Genomic DNA, 12,878 nt, shown 5'->3' on the forward strand with positions numbered 1-12,878 from the left:
CGGGATCTGTATGAGTTACGCCGCGACAGGCCTGTTCAGCCAGTTTTCGCCTTGGGCAATTGCCGGAGTCTTCGGCCTTTTGGGCAGCGCCTGGGCCCTGTCCGCCTGGCAGAGTCTGGGCGTTGGCCGAGAGCTCTGGTGGTCCGCGCTGCGGGCGACGGTGCAGCTCGCGCTCATGGGTTTTGTTCTGGGCTGGCTGTTTCGCCAGCAATCGCCGCCGCTACTGATTCTCTTTCTCGCGCTTATGATCGTTGCGGCAGGTTTCTTCAATCGCAAGCGCGGTGCAGGCATTCCCCATGCCTATTGGGTGGGAACCGGGAGTATCTTTCTTGCCACCAGCGTCACCCTGGCGTGGATGCTGGTTTCTGGTCTGGTCACCTGGCAGGGCCAGTCCCTGGTGCCGATCGGGGGAATGATCATCGGCAACTCGATGAATGCCGTCTCCCTGGCCCTCAATCGTCTGCGCAGTGAGGTAGATCAGCGGGAGGACCTGCTGCTGGCCATGCTGGCCCTCGGCGCGACGGAGCGCCAGGCAATGCGGCAACTGTATGCCATGGTCGTGCGTAGCTCGCTGATTCCGACCTTGGACAGCCTGAAGAGTGTGGGCATGATCCACATTCCCGGCATCACTGCGGGCATGATCCTGGCTGGCATGGCACCGCTGGCTGCAGTATCCATGCAACTGGTGGTGATGTTGATGCTGACTGCGGCAGTCAGCATCAGCGTCGCCAGCGCCGTTGTTCTGGCTGGCCCGCGTGCCTTGCGCTTTCCGGCGCGGACAATGGCATGACGACGACACCGATAGGCGGACGGATCCGTGGCTTCTTGCCGGTAGTCGTAGACCTCGAAACCGCAGGCTTTGACTGTCAACGTCACGCGCTGCTGGAAATTGCCGCCGTTGTCCTGGCGGGGGACAGCGGTTCCTTGCGTCCGGTGAAAACCCTGCATTACCAGGTACAAGCCTTTCCTGGCGCGGAACTGGATCCCCAGGCCCTGGCGTTCAATGGCATCGACCCGGAGCATCCACTGCGCGGGGCGTTACCCGAGGGGGAAGTGCTGCGCGATCTTTTTCAAAAATTGCGTGCCCAGGTCCGCGCGCATGGCTGTCGCCGCGCCGTGCTGGTGGGGCATAACGCCAATTTCGACCTTTCTTTTTTACATGCCGCCGCCGCACGGCAAAATCTGCGCAATAGCCCGTTCCACCCCTTTAGTACCCTCGATACCGTTACCTTGGCTGCGTTGCAGCTGGGCGAAACGGTGCTTGCCAAGGCGGTGATGAAGGCGGGGTTGGATTGGGATGGTAAACAGGCACATTCGGCCCTATATGATGCCGAGAGAACCGCCGCATTATTTTGTTGGATTTGGAATCGTTTTGACCAAAGTACGCTTTCGCCTTTTCATCCGCTTGCGGGGGATGCGATCCCTGCCCGACAGGAGTAGCTCATGACTTATCGCTTACGAATCGAACCCAGTGGCCATGAGATGGATATCGAGGCCAATGAAACCATTCTCGAGGCCGCCCTGCGCCATGGGTACGCCCTGCCCTATAGTTGCCGCAGTGGTACCTGTGCTACCTGTAAGGGAAAAATCGTCTCCGGTTCGGTGGATTATGGGGAAGTGGATGAAAAGATGCTTCCCGATACCGAGATGGAGGCGGGTTATGCGCTTTTCTGCCAAGCCACGCCATTAACCGATGTCTGTATTGAAGCACGGGAGGTGGGAGCGGCGGCAGGAATCGAGATCAAGACGCTGCCGTCGCGGGTGGCACGCATTGTGGACCTTGCACCCGAGGTCCGTGCCCTCTTTCTGCAATTACCCAGCACCCAGGAATTCCGTTTTCTACCGGGACAGTATATCGACATCCTGCTCAAGGACGGCAGTCGGCGCGGCTTTTCCCTGGCCAATATCCCCGGCCCGGGCGCGCAACTGGAGCTGCATATCAAGCATGTGCCGGGCGGCCAGTTTACCGGTCATGTTTTCTCCACCATGAAGGAAAAGGATATCCTGCGCTTTGAAGGGCCGCTGGGCACCTTTTTCATTCGCGATGACTGGCCGGAGCGACCCTTGTTGCTGGCCGCGACGGGAACGGGATTTGCGCCGCTCAAAGGCATGCTGGAGCAGCTCTTTGCCAATGGCGATGGCCGGGATATTCACTTTTACTGGGGCGTACGTTACCCCCAGGAGTTTTATTATCAGGATTTGTTAAAGCAGTGGCAGATGGAACACGCAAACTTTCATTTCCATCCGGTGGTTTCTCGCCCGGACGATAGCTGGACAGGAAGGACTGGCTATATCACTGCCGCCATTACCCAGGATTTTCCCGATCCCAAGCTTTTGGTCGCCTACCTCTGTGGCCATCCAGACATGGTTTTTGACCTATCGCAATGTTTGGAACAAGCAGGATTGGATGGACAATATATCTTTTCCGATGCATTTGTATTTGCGAAAACGAAAACGACCTGACATAATCGCCGCTATTGGCGCAGCAGGTGCCAAAAATTGGTTCAATGGGGAGCTCGGGAAATGGAAAAGACAAAGCAGAAAAGACATCGCCGCACGGCGGAAGAGCGCTTGGCCGATCTGGAAGCCAAGCGACAACAGATGGAAGCGCGGATGCGCGAGCAAATGAATAAAATTGAAGAGCAGAAGCGCCGCTTGCAGGAAAATCCAAAACTGAAGCGCGAGCGCGATGCGCAGCGGCGTATGCTCGTCGACCGTATTTCCCGTCTCGCGAACGGCTGGGAAGCGACGCAAATTTTGGCAGCCGTAGCGGAAGTCTACGAAAAGGCGGACGGCAATGAGGCCAAAATGAGCGCTTTGCATGCGCGGGGTGAGGAGCTCATGCGGGAGCTCAAGCCGCGCCGTGGTCGCCGTCCGCGCAACAGTATCTGATATTCGACTATCTGTTAGTGGTAAGTAAGCGAAAAAGGGCCTGCAGCGTCAGGCCCTTTCTCATGGGGTGTATTATCTTCTTCGCCAGCGCGCCAAGGTGGTGATGCGGTGCGCCATGTAGGCGCGAATATACCAAGGCTGATTGCGTTTGCGCAGCAAGTTGCGCACGCGCTGTTGCATCTGCCGTAACTGCAGATCAGGTTCCTTGAACGCGCCAGACGCATAGCAAAAACTGCAAAATTCCTGGCTGCGGCTACCGTCCGCCTCTGTACCGCCGCCTTCGGGGTCGAAGCAGAGTGGCATGCCGCAGCTCTGGCAACGCTGTTTTTCCAATTCCCACTGCCGTTTCAGTTTATTCATCCCGTCCTTCATCATTACAGGTCTTCCGGAGCCTCTAATTCCAGGGCTTCCAGATACAGATGTGCCATGCCCAGCAAAAACACGACACTCGGCAACAAAAAGGTAAGAATGGCTGCGGCACCCCAAGACAAACGCTGTCCGCTGTGGGTCCAATGAACAATGGGTAGCACGGTTTGTTGCCATTGCTGCGCGGCTACATTGAGATTGGGTAGCCAATCGAGAAAGAGGGCTTCGCCACCACCATGATCCAAAAGAGCGCTGCCCAGAAAAGGGGTCGCCGCAGCCAGGGTCAGGGCGTAGCCACCATACAGAACGAGGATGGTGACAAAGGCGACCGCGCCACTGAGTAGTCCCAGCAATAGCATCATCAACAATACCGATCCAGGACGTTTTCTCGCGATGGCGATAGTGTGACGCAATGCCTTTGCGACTCCCTCGCCATGCCAGAGTGCGGGTCCAGAAAGATTGAAGACAATGACTGCCAGGATGAGCAATACCGCATTGAAAAGCATCGCCAGCGGAAACAGTGGCACGACAAGATAAGGGCCAAATGCAGGCAGTCGAGTCAGGCCAAACCCCAGCATTTCCACCACGCCAATTCCCAGTAGGAGCAATCCCTCCATGACCACCAAAAGCAGCAGTCGGGGCCAGGTTCGCAGCGCAAATCCCAGGCTATGCCAAATCCCAGGGGTACGCTCGCCGCGGGCATCAAATACCAGCAGTCGACCGGCAGCCAAATAGCCGACCAGAATCGAGAAGACGAACAGGATGATGCCCAATAGGGCGCCAGCCGCGCTTTCTGCCCAGGCATCGATCGCCTCCCAAATCACGGCACCCAGCAGGATGCTGGCCCCATATATGGCATTGGGGCGCCACAAGGTAACGCCGCGCAAGGCCTGCAACAGCAGCCCGAAAGAGAGATCGCTATGACTATTCTGCTGGTGAAACATAGAGCTTCCTTGGGAGAATGTGACGTAGGATAGCAAATGGCGGCGGTGGACGCATTCGCTCGCCTTGTGCGATAGTCCGATGCTAGGCAGGCTGACCGACGAGTCAGTATCGGGTGGTTTGGGAATTGTGCATGGGAAATGACGTCATCGGCGCGTGCAGTGAGGGCGACGGTTACCGCAAGATCATTGCGGCGGCCGAAAAGCTCTTTGCCGACCATGGTTTCGATGCGGTTTCCATGCATGCCATTGCCAGTGCAGCCGGCATCAGCAAGGCCAATATCTACCATTATTTTTCCAATAAGGATGCCTTGTATCTCGCGGTCTTGCAGGGTGCCGGCGCGAGCTTGCGAGCCTTGTTGCAAGAGGTGGTAGACAATAACGGTAGTGCCAGTGACGCGCTGCGTAACTTTGCCGTCCGCCATCTGCAGCATCTGCTTGCGCGCCCTCGCCTGGTACGACTTTTTCTCCGTGAATTGCTGGAAAAGGGCGAACCGCGCGCGCGCGATCTCGCCGATGCGGGTCTGGCGGACCTTTTTGCCAGCCTGGTGCAGATTTTGCGGCTTGGTCAGGAGCGTGGCGAATTGCGCCCGGACTTCGATCCGGCCCTAGTGGTGACCATGCTCTTGGGCGCCAACATGATCTTTTTCCAATCCCGAGATCTGTTGCGACAATATCCTACCGTCAGTTTCGTCGACCTGCCCGAGGAGTATGATCGGGCCATGGTGGACATATTGCTCTCTGGAATTCGTCAACCCTCCCCCGACTAGGAACCGATTTGCATGACCACTGATCCGCGCCAGCAGGCCGAATTTCTCATTGAAGCCCTGCCCTATATGCAGCGTTTTCAGGGTAGTACCCTGGTGATCAAGTATGGTGGCAACGCTATGACCGAACCCGCCTTGCAGGAGCAGTTTGCCTATGATGTCACCCTGCTGAAGCAGGTGGGCATGAACCCGATCATCGTGCATGGTGGTGGGCCACAGATCAATTCCTTGCTGGCGCGTCTGCAGCTTCCCTCCAAAATGCTGGATGGCATGCGGGTAACAGACGATGCGACGATGGAAGTGGTGGAGATGGTCCTTGGGGGCCAGGTCAACAAGCAGATCGTCCAGGGCATACAGCGCGCCGGCGGCAAGGCGGTGGGATTGACGGGCAAGGATGGGAATCTCATTCAGGCGCAGCGCCTGCAGCGTGCCGATGGCGTGGATTTGGGCTGGGTAGGCGAAGTGACCCGGGTCAATGCGGACCTGATTCGTTTCCTTGATGCTGGCGGACTGATCCCGGTCATTGCTCCTATTGGTGTAGGTGCGGCAGGTGAGTCCTACAATATCAACGCTGACCTAGTAGCCGGCGCGCTGGCCAGTACGCTGCATGCCGACAAGTTTGTGCTCATGACCAATGTAGCCGGTGTGCTCGATCCGGAGGGCAAGCTCTATGAGCGTCTGCGCATTACCGAGGTGCAACAACTGATGAGCAATGGTGTGATCAGCGGCGGCATGATCCCTAAATTGCGTTGTTGTCTGGATGCCCTGGCTGGTGGGGTGCGCGCCGCACATATCATTGATGGTCGTGTGCCCCACGCGCTGTTGCTGGAGGTGTTCACCCGCCTGGGCGTGGGAACCCTGATCTCGGATCTCGATTGAAGGCCGTGCGCGGGCAACGCCGAGGCGCGCCACGGGCAGATCGCATCCTGCCGCGTTTTCTCGGTTTGCGGCGGCGGCGTTGGCCGGTCTATCTCTTCGATCTCGACAACACCCTCTATGATGCCAATGTCCACTGCTTTCCGCAGATGCATCGCTATATGCACGGATACCTGCAGGAGAGCCTAGGCTTGAATGCCGCTGAGGCGGCGGCGCTACGGCAGCGCTACTGGCGACGCTACGGTACGACCCTGGCCGGGCTGATGCGCCATCACGACACCGACCCGCATGAATTTCTGCGCGCCATTCACCCCCCGGCCCTAGCAGAGACGGTGCCCCAGAATTCGCGCCTGGCGCGTTGGCTGGCGTCTCTGGATGGCCCTTGCTATGTGTTTACCAACAGCATTTCGGCGCATGCCGAGCGGGTTCTGGCCCGCCTGGGCGTAGATGGACAATTTCTGGGAATTTTCGATTTGGCGGCCGCCCAGTTGTGCGGCAAGCCGGCACCGGCGGCCTACCGGCGCTTGCTGCGCCAGTATCGCGTTGCGGCGCGGCACTGTCACTTCTTTGATGATAGTCGAGCCAATCTGCGCAGTGCTCGGCTTTTGGGCATGCGCACCACCTGGGTGCATCCGCAGCGTCGCCGCAAACGGGGTCAGTGGGCGCAATTGCCGCCCACTTGCCGCGAGTCCTCCAGGAGCGCAAAGTAAAACCAGACAGAACGGAGGTGTACCATGAAAGTCCGCAAAATCTCCCTGGCGATCACGTTGTTGTCCCTCGGCAGCTTCTCTATTGCCAGTCTTGCCGCAGCGCAGTATCACACCTTGCAGGGCAACCCCGATGGTCTCTATCGTATCGATCCTGCGCATAGTGGCGCCTATTTCACCATCGGCCATGTCGGAATCACCGAGCTCACAGGGCGATTCAACCAAATCTCGGGTACCTATCGCTTCGATGTCCAGGACCCGGCCAAGGACCGCGTAGATATCACCATTCCCGTAGCCAGTATCGATACCGACAATCCGGCCCGCGATGCGATTCTTCGCAGTAGCCAGTTCTTTGCGGCGAAGAAATACCCTGATATTCGTTTCGTCGGCAGCAGCTACCGCGCCACGGGCGCGAAGACCGGACTGCTCACCGGCAAGCTGAGCTTTCATGGAGTCACCCATTCAGTGACTTTCCGGGTGCAGGAGATTGGCGCTGGCGATGTGTCGTACCTACCCAAACCCTGGGGGGGATATCTCTCCGGATATGTGGCCCGCACCACAATCGAGCGCTCCCATTATGGGCTATTGGCCTATCTACCCCAGGGGCTCTCCAACCGCATCAAGATCAAGGTGGAGATCGAAGGCAAGCGTATCGGCCCGGCCTGACAAACAGCGGGTCAGAAGTAGGGTTGCAGGAAGGTCACCCAGCCGGGCACGTTCTTCGTGGTCACGGTAACCGTGGCACTGGTGCCAATCCGCAAGGGCAGCTTGGGATCTGGATTCAGCACTTCCACTCGTACGGGCACGCGTTGCGTGACCTTGACCCAATTGCCCGTGGCATTTTCTGGGGGCAAGAGGGAGAAGGCGTTACCGGCACCGCCACTGATGCTCACGACCTGCCCCTGGAAGCTATGGTTGGGGTACATATCGATATTGATCTTCGCCTGTAGACCGGGATGAATTCGATCCAGATCGGTCTCCTTATAATTGGCTTCGATCCAGTACGCCTCATTGCCAATCAATGGAAAGAGATCCTGATTGACGGTGACAACATCGCCGACATGGATTTTGTCGACCTTACTCACCACCCCGTCCATGGGCGCGTACAGGGTGGTCTCGGATAGGTCGAGCTTGGCCATGCGAACCGCCGCCTTGGCCGCCGCAATCCGCGCCTTGTTGAGGGTGTTCTGGGCGACAGCGCCGGAGAGATTGGCATGATTGGCCTGGATTTGGGCCTGGTACTCTGCCGCTTTGGTTTGCGCGTTGTCCGCTGCCTGGACCGAGAGATAGCGTTTGGCGGCGAGCGCCTTGGCGCGCTCGGCGTTGCGTGCAGCGTTGGCGTAATTGATCTGGTTGGCGTGCATCTGTGCTTGCGCGGAGGCAATATTGGCGGCTATGCTCGCCCGTTGCCGTTCTGCCTGTGCCAGTTCCGCCTCGGCCTGCTGCAATTTATATTCATAGGCGCGTGGGTCGATCTTCAGGAGTTCCTGACCTTTCTTGACGACCTGATTGTCCCGTACGTAGAGCGCGATGACATGGCCGGTAACGCGCGGAGCGATGTTGACTACATGGGCATGGACGTAGGCGTCGTCGGTGCTGGGGTAGTAATCAGAGATCTGGAAGTAGGCATAGGCGCCAAAGGCAACCAAGACAACGATGATGATCACCGCAAATCGTTTGATCCAACGCATGGCGATTTCTCTTCTCCCGCAGCAAACCCCGAGCTTCTACAATACTGCTTTGTTCCCGCTGGCGCGGGTAACAGGCTTTGACGCAATTCGTAACAAAAGACATACTGACCGTTCGGTCGATAAGGTAGCGCATGGCGCGCTGCTGGGCAAGTCATTTTTCAGTAGAGATAAAAGGAGCATGGAATGGGGATTTTTCGTACCAGGACTTGGGTGATGGCATTGGCTGCGCTGGCCTTCGCGCCCGTTGCCAGCGCCGAAGGTTTGCATGTCATTCAGGGTGGCCCCGCTTACCTCAGTGCGGGTGTGGGGATATTCAACGGTGTCGGAGTTCGCCCGATTTCCGGCCCGAATCCGCGCGTACCCGAGATCAACGTCGAATACCAGTCTGCCTCCAAACTCTTTGGTATTGGCGCGGCCTGGGGTCTGATGGCCAATACCCGCGGTGGCTTCATGGGCTATACCGGCTTCTATTCAGACATTGCCTGGGATCGTTGGGTGCTCACGCCAATGCTCGGTTTTGGCGGCTATGATGCCGGCAATGGCAAGCAACTAGGCAGCATCTTTGAATTTCGTCTAGAGCTGGGGCTGGCCTACCAGTTCGCCAATGGCGGGCGTTTGGGCCTCAAGATCGCCCATATCTCCAATGCCTACATCGTCTCCCAGGATCCGGGGGAGAACGAGGCCCTGGTTACCTATTCCTTCCCCTTATCCTTCGGCGATCATGGCTGAAGACTAGACAGCGGGCGGGCGCTCATCCCGCCGCTTGCAAGCCCAGCTTGGCGAAGAGCTGAGCGTCGTGATCCGTACTCGCGTTATCGGTAGTCAGCAGGCGATCACCGAGGAAGATGCTGTTGGCACCTGCCAGGAAGGCCAAAGCCTGCAGACTGTCACTCATCTTTTCGCGTCCTGCTGCCAGGCGCACATAGCTCGTGGGAAAGAGAATCCTCGCCACCGCAATGGTACGTACGAATTCGATCTCGTCGATGGGCTCGGCCTCTGCCAAGGGAGTCCCGGCGATGGGAACGAGGGCGTTAATGGGAATGCTCTCCGGCACGGGGTCCAAGGCGGCCAGGCTTTGCAATAGACGGGCGCGGTCGCGGCGGCTTTCCCCCATCCCCAAGATTCCGCCACTACAGACCTTGATTCCGGCATCGCGCACCGCCGCCAGGGTGTCGAGGCGTTCGGCAAAACTGCGTGTCTGAATCACGGCGCCATAATATTCCGGAGAGGTATCGAGATTATGGTTGTAGTAATCCAGCCCGGCTGCGGCGAGTTGCTCTGCCTGTCCAGCTTTGAGCATGCCCAGGGTGACGCAGGTTTCCAGTCCAATTTCCTTTACGGCCTGCACCATCTCTGCCACCCGGTCCAGATCACGCTGGTGTGGGCTGCGCCAAGCGGCGCCCATGCAGAAACGCTGCGCGCCCCCCGCCTTGGCAGCCTGCGCCGCAGCGATGACCTCGTCCAGGGGAAGGAGCGGGGTAACAGGAAGCTTGGCCTGATGGTGAACACTCTGCGCACAGTAGCCACAGTCTTCCGGGCAGGCGCCGGTCTTGATCGACAGGAGCGTTGAACATTGCAGTTCCGTGGCGCGGAAGTGGGTACGATGCACTTGCTGTGCTTGAAAGAGAAGATCGGGAAATGGCAGGGCAAAGAGCGCAAGAATGTCATCCAGGGCATTGCCAGAAGCGTGATCGGTCATGACGGGATATTCCAAAATAGATGACTGGATAGATTGCTGTAGTTAAAGGCTGCCAAAAAACAAGCGCGGAAGAAGCATTTTCGCAGCCTCGATGAGCAGCATGGCGACCAGAGGACTGAGATCGATGCCACCCAGATTCGGTAGATGCCGTTGCAGTGGGCGGAGGATTGGATCGGTAACGCGATCAAGAAAACGCACAATCGGGTTGTAGGGATTGGGTTGCACCCAGGACAGGATGGCGCGCAGGAAGATCGCCCAGAACAGTAAGGTCAGGGCCAATTCGAGCAGGCGGTACAGGTCAAAGAGCAGCATGCTCAGAGCTCTTTGGCGAGGGTGTTCGCCAATTCCTGGCTGCGCGCGCTAGCGGCATCCAGGGCCCGCTTGGCGAGGGGGCGCAGCGCCTCCTCCCAAACCGCCAGACCTGCTGCGGTGGTTCCCCCCGGGCTGGTCACTTGATGGCGCAGCAGGGTCGGCGCCAATTCGCTCTGCACTGCGAGCTCCGCTGCTCCGCGCAGGGTGGCGAGGGCCAGGCGCCGCGCCTGATCGCGATACAAGCCTCCGGCTACGGCAGCGTCCTCCAGGGCCTCCAGGAACAGAAACACATAGGCCGGCCCGCTACCCGCGAGGGCGGTGGCCATGTCCATGCTCTCTTCGTCCGGCAGCCATTCCGCCAGACCAGTGCTTTGTACCAGAGTCTCCGCCTGCTTGCGCCGCTCTGCCCCGACGTTCGGCGGCGCGTATAAGGTGCTGGCGCCAGCACCGATCTGGCTCGGGGTGTTGGGCATGACCCGCAGGACATCCACGTCGGGGACCAGCTGCTGCAGAGCACTGACGCGAATGCCAGCAGCGACGGAGATGAGCAGGGCTTGGGCGTCGCGCAGGGGCTGCGCCCAGGCGCTCAGTACCGCGCGTATCTGCTTGGGCTTGGCGGCATAGACGACGATGGCACCCGTCGGGAGCGCGCAGGGCTCGGCATTGCAGCTCTGTATGCCAAATTCCGCCGCCAGGGCATCGCGACGCTGCGGATGCGGGGCGTGCACTTGGATCTTCTGGGCCGGGAAACCCTGCTTGCGGATTCCGGCGATGAGGGCGCGGGCCATGTTCCCCGCCCCAAGAAATACGATATTCTGCTCTTGCAATTACGGCTCCTTGGAACGCGCGCCAAAGAGCGCAGTCCCCAGTCGAATTTCGGTCGCCCCGTGGGCCAAGGCCTGAGGATAGTCGTCTGAGGTGCCCATGGAAAGGGTATCGATGCGTTCCTGCGGGAATTGTGCTTGCAATTGGCCATACCATTCCCGCATCTGGGCAAAATTCTGCTGGGCCTGTTCCAGTTCGGGATGCACCAGGGCCATCAGCCCGCGTAGGCGTAGATTCTTGCTGGCAACAATAGCCTGTGCCAAGGCAGGAATGTTGCCGGGGGCGGCGCCGCCCTTACTCTCTTCCCCACTGGCTGCAACCTCGATCAGCACCTGCAGTGGCGGCAGACCACTCCGCTCGCGCTCCAGGCGCTCGACCAGCAATGCGCGATCGACGCTCTCGACCCAATCGAAGTGCCGCGCAATGTCCCGCGTTTTATTGCGTTGAATGCGGCCAATGAAGTGCCAACAGAGCGGTAAATCTGCCAGCGCAGTCATTTTCTCCAGCGCTTCTTGGAGGTAATTTTCGCCAAAATGGCGCACGCCCAACTGGTACGCCGTGCGCAGCCGCTCCGCCTCCACCCGTTTGCTCACGGCCAGCAGGCGCGTTGATGGGTAATTACGTAGCTCGTCATTCAGGGATTGCAGGCGCTTGCCGAGGTCCATGGTATCTCTTGGGCGGAATTCAAAAGCTCGACTATAGTAAGGGCTTATCGCTGGTTCCCCAAATGAGGACGTCGCAGATGAGCCAAATGGATGTGACCGATCTGCTCGGTTTTGCGGTAAAGAATAATGCCTCGGATATCCATATTTCTTCCGGCCTGCCGCCTATGGTGCGCATCAATGGCGAAATCAAGCCGGTCAATGTGCCGCCGCTCTCGAAGGAGGTGGTGCATGCCATGATTTACGACATCATGAATGACGCCCAGCGCAAATGGTATGAAGAGAACCTGGAAATCGATTTTGCCATTGACGTGCCGCAGGTGGCGCGCTTCCGGATCAATGCCTTTCAGCAGGACCGCGGCCCGGCTGCCGCCTTTCGTACCATTCCGGCCAAGGTCTTGAGCCTGGAGGAATTGAATGCGCCCACGGTGTTCAAGGAGATCATCGACGTGCCGCGTGGCTTGGTTCTGGTCACCGGACCGACGGGCTCCGGTAAGTCCACCACCCTGGCGGCGATGGTCAATCACATCAATGGCAACCGTCACGACCATATCATTACCATTGAGGATCCGATCGAGTTTTTGCATACCCCGAACAAATGCCTCATCAATCAGCGTGAGGTCGGCCCCAATACCAAGTCCTTCGAGAACGCACTGCGCTCGGCCCTGCGTGAGGACCCGGACGTGATTCTGGTGGGCGAATTGCGTGATCTGGAGACCATGCGCCTGGCCTTGACCGCGGCCGAGACCGGCCACGTGGTCTTTGGTACCCTGCACACCAGTTCGGCACCCAAGACCATCGACCGTATCATCGACTCCTTTCCCGGCGGGGAAAAGGACATGGTGCGCGCCATGCTCTCGGAATCGTTGCGTGCCGTCATCGCCCAGACCCTGATTCCTACGGCTGACCACCGGGGCCGGGTAGCGGCGCATGAGATCATGATTGCCAATCCGGCGATCCGTAACCTGATACGCGAAAACAAGGTGGCGCAGATGTATTCCGTCATCCAAACGGGACAGAACCAGGGCATGCAGACGCTGGATCAATGCCTCGGCAACTTGTTGCGCGCCCATCAGATCAGTCGCGATGATGCCTTGCGTCGCGCGCAGAACAAAGAAAGCTTTGCCAATGTCGCCTGAC

Annotated in this window: 18 protein-coding genes; 11 read left to right on the forward strand and 7 right to left on the reverse strand. The window is 58.6% G+C overall.

What is annotated here, in order from left to right:
- Nucleotides 1-10: 10 nt before the first annotated feature.
- From M5D89_RS04555 to M5D89_RS04570, 4 genes are read left to right on the forward strand one after another with little or no spacing between them, the layout of a single operon-like run.
- A complete protein-coding gene (locus M5D89_RS04555; RefSeq protein WP_248884671.1) occupies nucleotides 11-790 on the forward strand; it encodes an ABC transporter permease in 780 nt (259 codons plus the stop codon).
- A complete protein-coding gene (gene rnt / locus M5D89_RS04560) occupies nucleotides 787-1,440 on the forward strand; it encodes a ribonuclease T (protein ID WP_248884672.1) in 654 nt (217 codons plus the stop codon). The genes M5D89_RS04555 and rnt overlap by 4 nt, the downstream gene beginning before the upstream one ends.
- 3 nt (nucleotides 1,441-1,443) lie before the next feature.
- Complete coding sequence (locus tag M5D89_RS04565) at nucleotides 1,444-2,463, forward strand: CDP-6-deoxy-delta-3,4-glucoseen reductase (protein ID WP_248884673.1); 1,020 nt, start codon at nucleotides 1,444-1,446, stop codon at nucleotides 2,461-2,463.
- Between the two features lie 60 nt (nucleotides 2,464-2,523).
- A complete protein-coding gene (locus tag M5D89_RS04570) occupies nucleotides 2,524-2,892 on the forward strand; it encodes an SPFH domain-containing protein (RefSeq protein ID WP_248884674.1) in 369 nt (122 codons plus the stop codon).
- 72 nt (nucleotides 2,893-2,964) lie between these two features.
- Here the strand turns inward: M5D89_RS04570 and M5D89_RS04575 are convergent, their stop codons facing one another.
- Together M5D89_RS04575 and M5D89_RS04580 are read right to left on the reverse strand one after the other, a co-directional pair.
- Nucleotides 2,965-3,252 carry a zinc ribbon domain-containing protein gene (locus M5D89_RS04575; RefSeq protein WP_248884675.1) on the reverse strand — a complete coding sequence of 96 codons (288 nt, stop codon included), beginning with the start codon at nucleotides 3,250-3,252 and terminating at the stop codon, nucleotides 2,965-2,967.
- A 14-nt stretch (nucleotides 3,253-3,266) separates the two neighbouring features.
- Nucleotides 3,267-4,202 carry a hypothetical protein gene (locus tag M5D89_RS04580; protein ID WP_248884676.1) on the reverse strand — a complete coding sequence of 312 codons (936 nt, stop codon included), beginning with the start codon at nucleotides 4,200-4,202 and terminating at the stop codon, nucleotides 3,267-3,269.
- A gap of 131 nt (nucleotides 4,203-4,333) precedes the next feature.
- Here M5D89_RS04580 and M5D89_RS04585 point away from each other — a divergent pair, with 131 nt between their 5' ends.
- The 4 genes from M5D89_RS04585 to M5D89_RS04600 are packed head-to-tail and all read left to right on the forward strand — an operon-like array spanning nucleotide 4,334 to nucleotide 7,215.
- The gene (locus M5D89_RS04585; RefSeq protein ID WP_248884677.1) at nucleotides 4,334-4,969 is read left to right on the forward strand and encodes a TetR/AcrR family transcriptional regulator; all 636 of its coding nucleotides are present in this window, start codon (nucleotides 4,334-4,336) and stop codon (nucleotides 4,967-4,969) included.
- A gap of 12 nt (nucleotides 4,970-4,981) precedes the next feature.
- The gene (gene argB / locus M5D89_RS04590; RefSeq protein ID WP_248884678.1) at nucleotides 4,982-5,845 is read left to right on the forward strand and encodes an acetylglutamate kinase; all 864 of its coding nucleotides are present in this window, start codon (nucleotides 4,982-4,984) and stop codon (nucleotides 5,843-5,845) included.
- Between the two features lie 5 nt (nucleotides 5,846-5,850).
- The gene (locus tag M5D89_RS04595) at nucleotides 5,851-6,552 is read left to right on the forward strand and encodes a pyrimidine 5'-nucleotidase (protein ID WP_248886432.1); all 702 of its coding nucleotides are present in this window, start codon (nucleotides 5,851-5,853) and stop codon (nucleotides 6,550-6,552) included.
- Nucleotides 6,553-6,576: 24 nt separating this feature from the next.
- Nucleotides 6,577-7,215 carry a YceI family protein gene (locus M5D89_RS04600; RefSeq protein ID WP_248884679.1) on the forward strand — a complete coding sequence of 213 codons (639 nt, stop codon included), beginning with the start codon at nucleotides 6,577-6,579 and terminating at the stop codon, nucleotides 7,213-7,215.
- 11 nt (nucleotides 7,216-7,226) lie between these two features.
- On the opposite strand, the gene M5D89_RS04605 is transcribed toward M5D89_RS04600, so the two are convergent.
- Nucleotides 7,227-8,240 carry an HlyD family secretion protein gene (locus tag M5D89_RS04605; RefSeq protein WP_248884680.1) on the reverse strand — a complete coding sequence of 338 codons (1,014 nt, stop codon included), beginning with the start codon at nucleotides 8,238-8,240 and terminating at the stop codon, nucleotides 7,227-7,229.
- Here M5D89_RS04605 and M5D89_RS04610 point away from each other — a divergent pair.
- Complete coding sequence (locus M5D89_RS04610; RefSeq protein WP_248884681.1) at nucleotides 8,239-8,454, forward strand: hypothetical protein; 216 nt, start codon at nucleotides 8,239-8,241, stop codon at nucleotides 8,452-8,454. The genes M5D89_RS04605 and M5D89_RS04610 overlap by 2 nt on opposite strands.
- On the forward strand, nucleotides 8,424-8,969 hold the full coding sequence (locus tag M5D89_RS04615) for an acyloxyacyl hydrolase (RefSeq protein ID WP_248884682.1): 546 nt from the start codon (nucleotides 8,424-8,426) through the stop codon (nucleotides 8,967-8,969). The genes M5D89_RS04610 and M5D89_RS04615 overlap by 31 nt, the downstream gene beginning before the upstream one ends.
- Nucleotides 8,970-8,991: 22 nt before the next feature.
- Here the strand turns inward: M5D89_RS04615 and bioB are convergent, their stop codons facing one another.
- From bioB to M5D89_RS04635, 4 genes are read right to left on the reverse strand one after another with little or no spacing between them, the layout of a single operon-like run.
- On the reverse strand, nucleotides 8,992-9,939 hold the full coding sequence (gene bioB, locus M5D89_RS04620; RefSeq protein ID WP_248884683.1) for a biotin synthase BioB: 948 nt from the start codon (nucleotides 9,937-9,939) through the stop codon (nucleotides 8,992-8,994).
- A 42-nt stretch (nucleotides 9,940-9,981) separates the two neighbouring features.
- A complete protein-coding gene (locus M5D89_RS04625) occupies nucleotides 9,982-10,251 on the reverse strand; it encodes a YggT family protein (protein ID WP_248884684.1) in 270 nt (89 codons plus the stop codon).
- Between the two features lie 2 nt (nucleotides 10,252-10,253).
- The gene (gene proC / locus M5D89_RS04630) at nucleotides 10,254-11,078 is read right to left on the reverse strand and encodes a pyrroline-5-carboxylate reductase (protein WP_248884685.1); all 825 of its coding nucleotides are present in this window, start codon (nucleotides 11,076-11,078) and stop codon (nucleotides 10,254-10,256) included.
- Nucleotides 11,079-11,741: a YggS family pyridoxal phosphate-dependent enzyme gene (locus tag M5D89_RS04635; protein WP_248884686.1), complete on the reverse strand. Its 663-nt coding sequence runs from the start codon at nucleotides 11,739-11,741 to the stop codon at nucleotides 11,079-11,081.
- A gap of 77 nt (nucleotides 11,742-11,818) precedes the next feature.
- On the opposite strand from M5D89_RS04635, the gene M5D89_RS04640 reads away from it, so the two are divergent.
- Nucleotides 11,819-12,877, forward strand: a complete 1,059-nt coding sequence (locus tag M5D89_RS04640) for a type IV pilus twitching motility protein PilT (protein ID WP_283102954.1) — start codon at nucleotides 11,819-11,821, stop codon at nucleotides 12,875-12,877.
- Nucleotide 12,878 lies beyond the last annotated feature (1 nt).

The sequence above is a fragment of the Acidithiobacillus acidisediminis genome (assembly GCF_023277115.1).
Taxonomy (GTDB): domain Bacteria; phylum Pseudomonadota; class Gammaproteobacteria; order Acidithiobacillales; family Acidithiobacillaceae; genus Igneacidithiobacillus; species Igneacidithiobacillus acidisediminis.

Excerpts from the sequence above, each read along its gene's own strand:
- M5D89_RS04570 (WP_248884674.1), top strand. The coding sequence starts at position 2,524 with ATGGAAAAGACAAAGCAGAAAAGACATCGCCGCACGGCGGAAGAGCGC.
- M5D89_RS04575 (WP_248884675.1), bottom strand. The coding sequence starts at position 3,252 with ATGAATAAACTGAAACGGCAGTGGGAATTGGAAAAACAGCGTTGCCAG.
- M5D89_RS04640 (WP_283102954.1), top strand. The coding sequence starts at position 11,819 with ATGAGCCAAATGGATGTGACCGATCTGCTCGGTTTTGCGGTAAAGAAT.
- M5D89_RS04565 (WP_248884673.1), top strand. The coding sequence starts at position 1,444 with ATGACTTATCGCTTACGAATCGAACCCAGTGGCCATGAGATGGATATC.
- argB (WP_248884678.1), top strand. The coding sequence starts at position 4,982 with ATGACCACTGATCCGCGCCAGCAGGCCGAATTTCTCATTGAAGCCCTG.
- M5D89_RS04635 (WP_248884686.1), bottom strand. The coding sequence starts at position 11,741 with ATGGACCTCGGCAAGCGCCTGCAATCCCTGAATGACGAGCTACGTAAT.
- M5D89_RS04615 (WP_248884682.1), top strand. The coding sequence starts at position 8,424 with ATGGGGATTTTTCGTACCAGGACTTGGGTGATGGCATTGGCTGCGCTG.
- M5D89_RS04605 (WP_248884680.1), bottom strand. The coding sequence starts at position 8,240 with ATGCGTTGGATCAAACGATTTGCGGTGATCATCATCGTTGTCTTGGTT.
- M5D89_RS04610 (WP_248884681.1), top strand. The coding sequence starts at position 8,239 with ATGGCGATTTCTCTTCTCCCGCAGCAAACCCCGAGCTTCTACAATACT.
- M5D89_RS04555 (WP_248884671.1), top strand. The coding sequence starts at position 11 with ATGAGTTACGCCGCGACAGGCCTGTTCAGCCAGTTTTCGCCTTGGGCA.
- rnt (WP_248884672.1), top strand. The coding sequence starts at position 787 with ATGACGACGACACCGATAGGCGGACGGATCCGTGGCTTCTTGCCGGTA.
- bioB (WP_248884683.1), bottom strand. The coding sequence starts at position 9,939 with ATGACCGATCACGCTTCTGGCAATGCCCTGGATGACATTCTTGCGCTC.
- M5D89_RS04580 (WP_248884676.1), bottom strand. The coding sequence starts at position 4,202 with ATGTTTCACCAGCAGAATAGTCATAGCGATCTCTCTTTCGGGCTGCTG.
- M5D89_RS04585 (WP_248884677.1), top strand. The coding sequence starts at position 4,334 with ATGGGAAATGACGTCATCGGCGCGTGCAGTGAGGGCGACGGTTACCGC.
- M5D89_RS04625 (WP_248884684.1), bottom strand. The coding sequence starts at position 10,251 with ATGCTGCTCTTTGACCTGTACCGCCTGCTCGAATTGGCCCTGACCTTA.
- M5D89_RS04600 (WP_248884679.1), top strand. The coding sequence starts at position 6,577 with ATGAAAGTCCGCAAAATCTCCCTGGCGATCACGTTGTTGTCCCTCGGC.